10 protein-coding genes and 1 pseudogene are annotated in these 11087 nt (G+C 65.8%); 4 read left to right on the top strand and 7 right to left on the bottom strand.

Annotated elements, in window-relative coordinates; genetic code table 11:
• Nucleotides 1-126: 126 nt before the first annotated feature.
• The 5 genes and pseudogenes from L6D77_RS16930 to L6D77_RS16910 all read right to left on the bottom strand — a co-directional run.
• Nucleotides 127-1347: pseudogene (locus L6D77_RS16930) on the bottom strand (AMP-binding protein); the annotation flags it as partial.
• A gap of 96 nt (nt 1348-1443) precedes the next feature.
• A complete protein-coding gene (locus tag L6D77_RS16925) occupies nt 1444-2211 on the bottom strand; it encodes an SDR family NAD(P)-dependent oxidoreductase (RefSeq protein ID WP_232885451.1) in 768 nt (255 codons plus the stop codon).
• Complete coding sequence (locus tag L6D77_RS16920) at nt 2211-3383, bottom strand: acyl-CoA dehydrogenase family protein (RefSeq protein ID WP_232885450.1); 1173 nt, start codon at nt 3381-3383, stop codon at nt 2211-2213. The genes L6D77_RS16925 and L6D77_RS16920 overlap by 1 nt, the downstream gene beginning before the upstream one ends.
• 49 nt (nt 3384-3432) lie before the next feature.
• The gene (locus tag L6D77_RS16915; protein WP_232885449.1) at nt 3433-3789 is read right to left on the bottom strand and encodes a DUF6285 domain-containing protein; all 357 of its coding nucleotides are present in this window, start codon (nt 3787-3789) and stop codon (nt 3433-3435) included.
• Complete coding sequence (locus L6D77_RS16910; protein WP_232885448.1) at nt 3786-4844, bottom strand: phosphotransferase family protein; 1059 nt, start codon at nt 4842-4844, stop codon at nt 3786-3788. The genes L6D77_RS16915 and L6D77_RS16910 overlap by 4 nt, the downstream gene beginning before the upstream one ends.
• Nucleotides 4845-5043: 199 nt before the next feature.
• Between L6D77_RS16910 and prpR the strand changes: the two genes are divergently transcribed.
• Nucleotides 5044-6990, top strand: a complete 1947-nt coding sequence (gene prpR / locus L6D77_RS16905; protein WP_232885447.1) for a propionate catabolism operon regulatory protein PrpR — start codon at nt 5044-5046, stop codon at nt 6988-6990.
• Nucleotides 6991-7042: 52 nt separating this feature from the next.
• Here the strand turns inward: prpR and L6D77_RS16900 are convergent, their stop codons facing one another.
• Nucleotides 7043-7582: a GNAT family N-acetyltransferase gene (locus L6D77_RS16900; protein WP_232885446.1), complete on the bottom strand. Its 540-nt coding sequence runs from the start codon at nt 7580-7582 to the stop codon at nt 7043-7045.
• 143 nt (nt 7583-7725) lie between these two features.
• The gene (locus L6D77_RS16895) at nt 7726-8670 is read right to left on the bottom strand and encodes an alpha/beta hydrolase (protein ID WP_232885445.1); all 945 of its coding nucleotides are present in this window, start codon (nt 8668-8670) and stop codon (nt 7726-7728) included.
• Nucleotides 8671-8804: 134 nt separating this feature from the next.
• Here L6D77_RS16895 and L6D77_RS16890 point away from each other — a divergent pair, with 134 nt between their 5' ends.
• The 3 genes from L6D77_RS16890 to L6D77_RS16880 all read left to right on the top strand — a co-directional run bounded on the left by L6D77_RS16890 (nt 8805) and on the right by L6D77_RS16880 (nt 11085).
• Nucleotides 8805-9698: a LysR family transcriptional regulator gene (locus L6D77_RS16890; protein WP_232885444.1), complete on the top strand. Its 894-nt coding sequence runs from the start codon at nt 8805-8807 to the stop codon at nt 9696-9698.
• 316 nt (nt 9699-10014) lie between these two features.
• Nucleotides 10015-10365, top strand: a complete 351-nt coding sequence (locus L6D77_RS16885; RefSeq protein ID WP_232885443.1) for a hypothetical protein — start codon at nt 10015-10017, stop codon at nt 10363-10365.
• 126 nt (nt 10366-10491) lie between these two features.
• Nucleotides 10492-11085: a sugar O-acetyltransferase gene (locus tag L6D77_RS16880; RefSeq protein ID WP_232885442.1), complete on the top strand. Its 594-nt coding sequence runs from the start codon at nt 10492-10494 to the stop codon at nt 11083-11085.
• Nucleotides 11086-11087 lie beyond the last annotated feature (2 nt).

The following is an 11087-nucleotide window of genomic DNA, read 5'->3' as shown; positions in this document are numbered from 1 at the left end:
GAAGGAGTGGGGGCAACAGCAGCTGCGCTGGTAGACTTATCCACAGTTGCTGGTAACAAAATCAGCAATCCGCCCTGGGTCAAATTTCAATCGGCAGGGTGGGTCAATTTTCCATCAGCGCCAACAGGCCTCGGGGTTGTCCAGGTAGCCTTTCATCACTGTGTTGCCGCGCACCACCAGCTCCCCCAGGGTGAGGCCGTCGGCCGGCACCGGCCGACCGCTGTCGGTATCCAGCACCGTGGCCTCCTCCAACATCGGGTGGGCGACGCCCTGGCGGCTCATGAACCGGGCGCGGGCCTCCAGGGGCAGTTCGTCGACGCCCGGCTGCCACAGGCACAAGGTGCTGGGGCCGTAGCTCTCGGTCATGCCGTAGGCGTGGGTGATGCTGAAGCCGCGGGCCTCCATGGCGGCGATCACCGCGCTGGGTGGCGCGGCGCCGCCGGTGATCACCGATACCGGCCCGCTCGGCGCGCCGGCGTGCTGCGCGTGGATCAGCATCGACATCACCACCGGCGCGGCGCTCAAATGGGTCACGCCATGCACGGCGATCGCCGCGTGGATCGCCTCGGGCTGGACCTTGCGCAGGCACACATGGGTGCCACCGGACAGGGTCACCGCCCAGGTGTGACTCCAGCCGTTGCAGTGGAACATCGGCAAGGTCCACAGGTAGACGCTGCGTGGCCCCAGCTGGAAGATCAGCGCCCCGGCGCAGGCATTGAGGTAGGCGCCGCGGTGATGCAGCACCACCCCCTTGGGGTCGCCGGTGGTGCCGGAGGTGTAGTTGATGGCAATCGACTGCCATTCATTTTGTGGCGCGCTCAGCGGCCTGGCCGGGTCGCCCTGGGCCAGGAACGCCTCGTAGTCAAGGTCATCGGCCAGCTCGCCCGGCTCGGCCGCGTCATCGTCGATAGCCACCAGCAGCGGCGGTGTGTCGAGCATGGCCAGTGCCTGTTGCACCACCGCGCCGAACTCACGGTCGCAGATCAGCACCCTGGCCGCGCAATGGCGCAGGATGAAGGCGATGCTGCGCGCTTCCAGGCGGATATTGATGCACACCAGCACGGCCCCCGCGCCCGGCACGCCATAGTGCGCCTCGAGCATCTCGGGGATGTTCGGCGCCAGGATCGCCACCCGCTCGCCCGGCTGCACACCCACCCGCTCCAGCGCACTGGCCAGGGCGCGGCTGCGCTGGTGCAGCTGCTGGTAGCTGTAGCGCCGCTCGCCATAGACCACGGCATCACGCTGCGGGTACACCTGGGCGGCGCGCTTGAGGAACGACAAGGGTGAAAGGGGCACATGGTTGGCTTCGTTGGGGGCAAGCTCATGCTCGAAGGTTGGGTGAATCATCACTGCCACCTCACTGACGGGTCATCCAGGCATTGAAAGTACATACACATCTCCTGCTTATTGTTGTTCTCGCCTCAGGCTTGCGTCGGCGTCAGATCACAGGCTGCTGCACAGATGCCCGCCATCGACCACGATCTCGGTGCCGCTCATGGCCCGCCCGGCATCGCTGGCCAGCAACAGCAAGGCGCCGTCCAGGTCCTGCGGCTGGCTGAAGCGCCGGCTGGGGATACGCGCGCGCAGCTTGTCCCCGGCCTCGCCGGCCAGGAACGCATCGTTGAGTTCGGTCATCACGTAGCCCGGCGCCAGGGCGTTGACCCGGATACCATGGCGCGCCAGTTCCAGGGCCATGGCGCGGGTCAGGTGGGCAAGCCCGGCCTTGGCCGCCAGATAAGGGCCGACGGCGCCGGCCACGCGGCTGGCGAGGATCGAGGTGACATTGATCAGGCTGCCGCCCTGCCCCGCGGCGACCATCCGCCGGGCGCACTCCTGGGCGACGGTCCAGGCGCCCTTGAGGTTGGTGTCGAGCACTCGGTCCCAGCTCTGGTCGTCACAGGCCAGCAGCGGCTGGCTGTCGCTCACCCCGGCGTTGTTGACCAGCACATCCAGCGGGCCAGCGGCGTCGAGCACCCGGCACACATCGTCGCGGCAGGTCACATCCAGGGCCAGCGCCCGGGCGCGACCACCGGCCAGCTCGATGGCCTCGACCAGGCTCTGCAGCGGCGCCAGGCGCCTGGCCGTCACCACCACCTCGGCACCGGCCGCCGCCAGGGTGGTGGCGAAATGTCGGCCGAGGCCGCTGGAGGCGCCGGTCACCAGGGCGCGGCGGCCATCAAGGGCGAACAGTTGGGCAAGGGTCGGCTGCATCAGTGGGCTCCCGGGCGTTGGTCGAGGAGTTTCTTCGCCAGGCTCATGCGGTGCACTTCGCTCGGGCCGTCATAGATGCGGAACGGGCGAATGTCGCGGAAGATGCGCTCCACCACGGTCTCCCCGGTCACCCCGCGCCCGCCCAGCACCTGCACGCAGCGATCGACCACCCGCCACAGCGCCTCGGCACTGATCACCTTGGCCATGCTCGAATCGACATTGGCACGCTGGCCCTGGTCGAGCACCCAGGCGCAGTGCCACACCGCCAGGCGTACCACATGCAGGTCCATCAGGTTGTCGGCCAGCATGAAGCCCACGCCCTGGTGCTCGCCCAGCGGCTTGCCGAACGCGTCGCGGGTGCGGGCGTAGTCACGGGCGATGTCATGGGCCCGTCGCGCGGCGCCGAGCCAGCGCATGCAGTGGGTCAGGCGCGCCGGTGCCAGGCGCACCTGGGCATAGCGGAAGCCCTTGCCGATCTCGCCCAGCACATCGCTGGCCGGTACCCGCAGGTTGTCGAAGCGAAGCTGCCCGTGGCCACCGGTGAAGCAGCTGTCCAGGGTATCGAGCTGGCGCTCGTGGATGATCCCTTCGCGCTGCATGTCGGACAGGAACATGGTCGCCGAGCCATCCTCCATGCGCGCCATGATGATGGCGAACCCGGCACCGTCGGCCCCGGTGATCAACCATTTGCGGCCGTTGATCAGGTAGTCGTCGCCATCGCGGGTGGCGGTGGTGCGCAGCATCGACGGATCGGACCCCGAGCCCGGCGCCGGCTCGGTCATGGCGAAGCACGAACGTACGTGCCCCTGGACCAAAGGCCGCAGCCAGCGGTCCTTCTGCGCTTCGGTGGCCACCACGTCCATCAGGTGGATATTGCCTTCGTCCGGGGCATGGATGTTCAGCGCCACCGGGCCCAGGGGCGAATAACCGGCCTCTTCGAAAACGATGGCCTTGGCCGCGTGGCTCAGGCCCAGCCCACCCATTTCGCGGCTGGCGTGGGGCGTCAGCAGGCCTGCGGCCTGGGCGCTGGCCTGCAGGTCCCGGCGCAGGGCGTCGCTGGGGCCGTGGCCATCCTGGCGGGGGTCGTTTTCGAACGGGATGACCTGTTCGGCAATGAAAGTGCGGGTTCTGGCCTGCAGTTCGAGCAGTTCGTCTGGGAGCGCGAAGTTCATGGGTTTCCTTCTTCGTACGTGTCGGTCTTGAAACAAGGGCTCGCCGCGCTCAGCGCACGGCCTTGGGGTTGCTGATCGCCAGCCGGTGGAGCGTCACCTGGCGCAGCGTCTCGACCAGGGCGCGAGCGCTGTGCGGGGCGTCATGGCGCCCCTGGCGAATCGCCCGCGCCAGCTGGCTGCGGGCATCCTGCAATGACGGGGCGGGGGCATCGTTCAGCGCGGCCAGGCGCGTCTGCTCCTGGAGGCTGACGACGGCGTCCAGGCGGTTTTCCCGGGCGGCGATGGCCATGGCGTTGGCGATCATCAGCGTCGGGTAGCGCAGCTCGCCGGGCAGCGCCGGCAATACCTGCTCCAGCAAGGTCTGGCGGGCAATCTCGAGGAGTTGATGGGCGTGCGGCTGGGTCATGGCGCATCGGCTCCGGTCATGTTCAGGATGTCGAGTTCAAGCTCGGGCAGCAGGCGCGCAGTCAGTGCCAGCTCCAGGGAAGGCTCTTCGCCGGACAGGTGGCGCTGCCCCTGCTGCAGGGCGATCACCGCCCAGCGCAGGGTCGCCATGACCTGCCAGTAACGCAGTTGGCCGGGCTCGATCCACAGTGGCGATACCTGGTGGTAGCCACGCAGGAAGTCCGCCAGCTGGCCGATGCCGCCGGCTTCCAGGTCAGGGCGGGTGAAACGCCAGCAGGGGGCGGTGAACCAGCCCAGGTCCTCGTAAGGGTCGCCCCAGCCGGTGAACTCCCAGTCCAGTACCGCCTCCAGCCCCTGCTCGCTGGCCAGGTAGTTGCCGGTGCGGTAGTCGCGGTGCAGCAGGCACAGACGGCTGTCGCGCGGGGCATGCAGCTCGCACCAGCGCAGGCCCCACTCCAGTGCCGGATAGGCATCGTCGAGGGTGTCGAGGTAACGACGGTAGGCATCGACCGTGGCCAACGCTGGCGAACGCTCCGGCACGGGCAAAAAGTCCAATGCCGCACTCGGCGGGCGGATCTGATGCAGGCGCGCCAGGTTGTCCCCGAGCTGTTCCGCCAGCCGGGCCTGGCCCTGGGCGCCCGCCCCTGCGCTAAGCAGCCGCCCGGCAGCGACACCCGGCACATACTCCATCAGGAAGAACAGCCGCCCATGGACCTGTGTATCGCGACACAGCCAGAGCGGGCGCGGCACTTTCACCCCGGCCCGATGGGCCACCTGCAACACCGCGAACTCCTGGGCGCGGTCGAGGCTGGCCGGCAGCGCCGACAGCGCGTCGCTGCGCAACACCCAGCGCCGGGCACCGGCCCAGGGGCCGCCCTCGACCAGCAGATCGAGCAGCCAGTTTTCCTGGATGGCACCACCGCTCAGGCGCTTGCGGGCCTGAATCACAACGCGCGTTGCCGTTGCCTGATCACGGATGAAGTCGACAAGGCGCTGCTCATCGGTCGCGACCGCGAGCGTGTCGCCTGCCGGACAAGTCGTAGAGGAACTGCTCATGAATCAAGGGTCCTGCCTTCGGTTTCAAGTGGGCAGGTCAGCTAGAGCAACGCCCGGGCCAACTTTGCCAAGAACACCTGCAGAGCCCGTCACACCTGGCTTTCAGCGCTTTATGGGAAGGGCTGACGAGGCGCCTTATTGCATATGTGAAACAAATTAGTTCACGATGGAAACACTTCATTTTTGAACAGGCGCCACCATGCACTCCCCCACGTCCCAGGTCGTCGTGCTGATCAGCCACCTGCAGCGCCCCCGGCAACGCAGCCGCCTCGCCCATATGGTGGCCGCGCTTGCCACGGACTACCCCGACACCCACATTGAAGTGCTCGACACCTCGGTGACCGAGGCGCTGCAAGTCGCCCGCGAACTGGAGTTGCGCGGTGAAGCCGACGTGTTCATCTGCGCCGGGGCCACTGCCGCCTACCTGCGCAAGCACCTGGCGCGCCCGGTACTGACGATGCGCGTGGGTGGCGATGACCTGCTGCGGGCGCTGGGGCAGGCGCGCGAGCATGCCTCGCAAGTGGCCTTGCTCAGTTACAACCGCATCGACCAGGGCCTTAAGGCCATGGCCGCGCTGTTCACGGTGCAGGTTCACCAGGCCGCCTACACCTCCCTGGAAGAAGCGCGCCAAGCGGTCGAACAGGCCGCCCGGCTGGGGTGTCGCAGCATCATCGGTTCCTCGACAGTGGTGGAACTGGCCGAACAGGCAGGCCTGCACGGCGTGCTTTCACTGAGCGAAGACACTGTGCGCAAGGCGCTCGAAGAGGCCCTGGGCATCCTCGACAGCCAACGTATCGAGATCGCCAAGCGCCGGCACTTGAACGCCGTGCTGCAACACATCCCCACCGGCGTGGCGGCGGTCGACAACCAGGGCGTGGTGCAGTCGCTCAATCCGGCCCTGGCCCACCTGCTGGACTTGCCGCTCAGCGCGGCGCTGGGCCGTCCGCTGCAGCAGCTGTGCCCGGAACTGGACCTGCAGCAGGCATTTGCAGAGGGTAGCGAAGAAAACCGAGTAATCCGGCTCGGCTCCCATGCCGTGGTCAGCAACCTGCTGCCAATCCTCGAGAACGGCCAGCGCACCGGCCTGGTCCTGACCTGCCAGGACACCACAGCCGTGCAGCGGGCGGACCAACGCATCCGCTCCACCCGCCGCCCCGGCGCCTTCACTGCCCGCTACCGGCTCGAACAGCTCGACGGCAACAGCCGGGCCCATCGCGACATGCTGCAGTTGGCCAGGCGTTTCGCCGCCAGCCACTCAACCATCCTGATCACCGGTGAAAGCGGCACCGGCAAAGAGTTGCTGGCCCAGGGCATCCACAACGAGAGCCCGCGCCGGCAAGGCCCCTTCGTCGCCATCAACTGCGCGGCGTTCCCGGAGTCATTGCTGGAAAGCGAACTGTTCGGCTACGAGGAAGGCGCCTTCAGCGGTTCGCGCAAGGGCGGCAAGCCTGGCCTGTTCGAAGTGGCGCACCGCGGCACATTGTTTCTCGACGAGATCGGTGACATGCCCGTGTCGCTGCAGACACGCTTGCTGCGTGTGCTGCAGGAGCGCGAGGTACTGCGCCTGGGCGCCACCGAGCCGATCGCGATCGATGTGCGCATCATCGCCGCCACCCACCAGGACCTGCGCACCGCGATAGAGGATGGCGACTTCCGCACCGACCTGTATTACCGGCTCAATATCCTGCGCCTGCAGACCACCCCCTTGCGCGAGCGCCCCGAGGATATTGCCCTGATCTGCCGGGGCATCAGCCAGCGCCTGCTGGTCCAGGGCCAGCCGCCGGGCGCGGCGGACGTGCCAGGCGCCCTGCTGCCCTACCTGACGCGCCATGGCTGGCCGGGCAATGTGCGCGAGCTGGAGAACGTGATCGAGCGCGCGATGCTCTCGGCCCGCGAGCTGCTGGGGGAGCATGGCGTGGACGAACAGTACCTGGCGCGGGTGCTGCCCGAGCTGTGCGAAGGCGGTGCGCCAACCCGCCGTGCCAGGCCCTCCCGGGCGTCGGACCTGCACAGCGTCGGCAAGGCCGCCCAGCTGCGCCATGTGCAGGAAACCCTGGACAGCTGCCAGGGCAATCTCGACGAAGCGGCGCGCCAGCTCGGCATCAGCCGGACCACGTTGTGGCGACGGCTCAGGGCGGCGCGTTGAACCGAAGACTAAGCCAGCGCTGACCTGAGCGTTCGCAGTGCCCCCAGCCCACTCAGCGATGCGCCCACCTGGCGCGCGTGAGTGCATAGCACTTCCACAGCCTTGACGCGCCTGAAAGGTTGAGTTGCGCATCGTAGAGATGCTCGGCACCCAGTTTCAACGTGGCCTTTTGCGACCGTATGTTGGTCGGTGCGATGTGGAAGAACACCCTGTCATGGCGCTTGAATGCGTGCTCGAGCATCAGCCCCTTGAGTTCACGATTGCTGGCACCTCCCCAGTGCGCCCTCACCAGGAAGGTGAAACCGATGGCGATGCCGTCCAGTTGATCCGGTGGCGTGTAGTAACTGGACCCACCGATCACTGTCCCTTGTCGAACATCGATCACGGCAAGCGCCTTTCCAGTGGCCAGCAGTGTCTCGAGATAGGGCTCGAAGACCTCAGGCTTGTAGCGGTCCGCAGAGGGGTGCCCTGCCCAGATCAACGGGTCGCTGGCGGCAAGCAGCATCGCCTCGAAGTGAAGCCTGGTGAGCGACTCGAGTCTTAGCGAAACTCCTTGCAATACGGGTTGGTAGTCAAAGGCCTGATCAGGCATGGTCTGTTTGCACTCGCGTCCATGGGTGGGCAGGCCGAGTCTACCGGCGTCGCATCTCCTGAAAAGGTCCAATGCCCGGGCTTTGCAGGGTGCCAACCCGAGGCAGCCTCGGATCGGCAATCACCCTGCGCCGGTCGCCTGCGTCAGGCAGACAGATGCTGCTTGAAGAATGGCAGCACCCGGGCCAAGGCATTGCCCGTCGCCTCTGGCTGGTCGTAAAGCTCGTAATGCGAGGTATTGGGCAGGACCAGCAGCTCCTTGTCCTTCGACGCGGCGCGGCCGTAGATTTCCTGGCCGTCACGATAGGCACCGAAGCCGCCGGGCTTGTCACCGATGACCACCAGCAACGGTTGGGTCAACAGCACTTCGGCCAAATGGAAGGCATCCCAGTCCACGGCCGCCGCGCGGCGCGAAAACAGGATGCGGGTCGGCCCGTGCTCGGCATGGCCACGCGCGGTCTTGTAGTAGTCGGTCGCTTCCAGGATATCGATATCGTTGATGCCGGCTTGCATGGCCACCTCCACCGAAGGCGGCAGCACATCATCCACGCGGGCCTGGCCACCACGCACTTCGACCGTCCTTTGCTCGGCGATGGCCTCCAGCGTGCCAATGGGGTCGTAGCCGGCAAAGCCTTCACGGCTGAGGCGCCCGAAATTGACGCCGGTGATGCTGACCACGGCCTTGATGCGCCGTTCGGACTTGGCGGCACTGATGGCATAGCCACCGCCGCCGCAGATGCCCAGCACGCCGATACGGCTGCTGTCGACATAGGGCAGTGTCACCAGGTAATCGACCACCTGGCGAAAGTCTTCCACCCGCTGCCCCGGCTCCTCGATGTAACGCGGCTCACCGCCGCTCGCGCCCTGGTAGCTGGCATCGAAAGCGATCACCACAAAGCCTGCCTTGGCCAGGGCCGCGCCATAGACATTGCCGGCGGTCTGCTCCTTGCAACTGCCGATCGGATGGGCGCTGATGATGGCGGGGTACTGGCTGTGCGTGTCGAAGTGAGGGGGGAAATGGATATCCGCGGCGATGGCCCAGGCCATGCCGGGGTTGCGGAACTGGATGGTTTCGATGGTGTGGCTCATGGCTGAGTCCTCGCAATGATGATGAACGGGCAATCCGGTCTTTCGGCCAACGCCGAACTGTCACCAAGGTAAGCCGTGAGGCGTTGATTTATAATCCAGCAAAATCAGGATTCAGTCATAAGCAGGTTTGATAAATGCAGGCACGTCGGCTACGGGACCTGGAGGCGTTTCTCGCAGTAGCGCAAGAGGCCAGTTTCACTCGCGCGGCTGCCCGCCTGGGCATCTCGCAATCAGCCCTGAGCCAAGTGATCCGTGGGCTGGAGGAGAGCCTCGGCCTGCCGCTGTTCGCACGCACCACGCGCAGCGTTGCCGTGACCCCGGCAGGCGAGCGCCTGCTGTTGCTGATCGGGCCGGCGGTGGGCCAGATTCAAGCGGGGCTGGAACAGGTCACCGAGCTGCGTGACAAGCCCTCCGGGACGATCCGCATCACGGCGGATGAATACGCCGTGCAGAGCGTGCTGCAACCGGTGTTGAGCCGCTTCCTGCCGCAGTACCCGGACATCAATGTCGAGCTCACCGTCGACTACGGCATGACCGATATCGTCAGTGGCCGCTACGATGCCGGTGTGCGTCGAGGCGCCCTGGTGGCCAAGGACATGATTGCGGTGAACATCAGCCCGCCGCACGCCATGGCCGTGGTCGGCTCGCCGACTTACCTGGCGCAACGGCAACAGCCCAGGCATCCTCGCGACCTGACTGAGCACGCCTGCATCAACCTGCGCCTGCCCACCCATGGCGAGCATTTCGCCTGGCTCTTCACCAAAGCGGGCCGGGAGCAGCGCGTCAGGGTGACAGGCCAGTTCGTCAGTAACAGTCTCTGGTCGGCACGCGATGCCGCCCTGCATGGGTTGGGGCTGGCCTATCTGCCCTTGGCCTATGTGCACGATGCCCTGGGTAACGGCCAGCTCAGCGAGGTTTTGCCCGACTGGCGCAAGACATTCGAGCCCTATTGCTTGTACTACCCCAGCCGAAGGCACCCCAGCGCCGCCTTTACCTTGTTTGTCGAGGCCCTGCGCCACAGGCCATAGCTGTACAAGCCGGCTGGACCTGCTGAAAACGTGGCGCCAGGCCGCAGGCCGGCCATGCAGTCACAGCCGGCTTCCTCATTGACGGTTCACTACCTGACCCAGGGCACGCCGCGTGTTCTGCGGTTGTCGGCCAGCGTCGACTTTTGAGCGCGGCCAGCACTGCCTTGGGCCTGGATATCTACACGACGCAATCCATTCACACCCGATTGTTTCGCGTATTTGGTCTGGCATTTGAAAAATTTGCGCAGCCATCCCGATCCAGCCGACGTCGATACGTTACACACCTTCTGTGTGCAATCGACCTGAGGTAATGATCATGGCTAACAATCAAGGCAGCGGTGGGCATCAGGGTGGCAGCACGCCGGGCACTCCTGAACATCAGGACAAGGCCTGGGAAGATAAGCGCCAAAGCGGTGGGGTTCCGGGCGGTGACGCAGGCAAGGACCAGCAGCGCAGTACTGAGCACGGGCCGGGTGGCGGCGAAGCCTCGCGCCAAACGACAACTCAGGATCCACAGCGCAGCGCTGAAGAAGGACAGCGAGGGGCCCAGGGAGGACGCGCCTCTTCAGACATGACGGACGAGGAACGCAAGCAACGCATGGACCCGGACTCAGCGGACTGGGAAGGCAACGATGCCGGCAAGGATCAGGATGACGAAAATCGTTGATCCTGGGTTCGCAGGCCAGGGTGAAGGATCATCCTGGCCACCGGGCCCGGCTGAGCGCATTCGCGGTTGATATGACAGTGGCAGCGAGCGTAGGGTGTATGACTCTCCCTGCCTGACTGATCACAGATGCCTGACCTCGAATCGCAGCTGGCCCGTATCCGTGCCGGTAAGATGTACAACGACCTGACAGCCGAACTGGTCGCCGCTCGCCAACACGCGGTACTGCTGACGAACCAGTACAACGGCGCATTCTCCCGCCCTGCCAGCGAACGCGAAGGCATCCTGCGGCAATTGCTGGGCAGCGTCGGCAGCGCGGTGCATTTCGAACCGACCTTTCGCTGCGAATTCGGTCGGCACATACACATCGGCAACAACTTCTACGCCAACTTCGACTGCGTCATGCTCGATGGCGGTGGCATCACCATCGGCGACGATGTGCTGTTCGGCCCACGCGTGGGCATCTACACCTCCAACCATGCCATCGACCCTGCCGAACGCGCAGCTGGGGCTTGCTTTGCCAGGCCAGTGAGGATCGGCAACCGCGTCTGGGTGGGTGCAGGGGTACATATCAACCCCGGGGTGGCCATCGGTGATGGATCGATCATCGGTTCCGGGAGTGTCGTCACCTCGGATATACCGGCTGGCGTCATCGCCGCTGGCGTACCCTGCCGGGTCATCCGAGCGATTACCGAAGCTGACAAGTCCGGATACTTGCCGTGAAG

This window comes from Pseudomonas parasichuanensis (assembly GCF_021601385.1).
Lineage (GTDB): Bacteria > Pseudomonadota > Gammaproteobacteria > Pseudomonadales > Pseudomonadaceae > Aquipseudomonas > Aquipseudomonas parasichuanensis.
This window is presented reverse-complemented; position numbering and strand designations above follow the sequence as displayed.

Bases quoted from the DNA above. Each gene is read 5' to 3' on its own strand.
- L6D77_RS16910 (WP_232885448.1), bottom strand. From the start codon at position 4,844: ATGAGCAGTTCCTCTACGACTTGTCCGGCAGGCGACACGCTCGCGGTC.
- L6D77_RS16915 (WP_232885449.1), bottom strand. From the start codon at position 3,789: ATGACCCAGCCGCACGCCCATCAACTCCTCGAGATTGCCCGCCAGACC.
- L6D77_RS16885 (WP_232885443.1), top strand. From the start codon at position 10,015: ATGGCTAACAATCAAGGCAGCGGTGGGCATCAGGGTGGCAGCACGCCG.
- prpR (WP_232885447.1), top strand. From the start codon at position 5,044: ATGCACTCCCCCACGTCCCAGGTCGTCGTGCTGATCAGCCACCTGCAG.
- L6D77_RS16895 (WP_232885445.1), bottom strand. From the start codon at position 8,670: ATGAGCCACACCATCGAAACCATCCAGTTCCGCAACCCCGGCATGGCC.
- L6D77_RS16925 (WP_232885451.1), bottom strand. From the start codon at position 2,211: ATGCAGCCGACCCTTGCCCAACTGTTCGCCCTTGATGGCCGCCGCGCC.
- L6D77_RS16920 (WP_232885450.1), bottom strand. From the start codon at position 3,383: ATGAACTTCGCGCTCCCAGACGAACTGCTCGAACTGCAGGCCAGAACC.
- L6D77_RS16900 (WP_232885446.1), bottom strand. From the start codon at position 7,582: ATGCCTGATCAGGCCTTTGACTACCAACCCGTATTGCAAGGAGTTTCG.
- L6D77_RS16880 (WP_232885442.1), top strand. From the start codon at position 10,492: ATGCCTGACCTCGAATCGCAGCTGGCCCGTATCCGTGCCGGTAAGATG.
- L6D77_RS16890 (WP_232885444.1), top strand. From the start codon at position 8,805: ATGCAGGCACGTCGGCTACGGGACCTGGAGGCGTTTCTCGCAGTAGCG.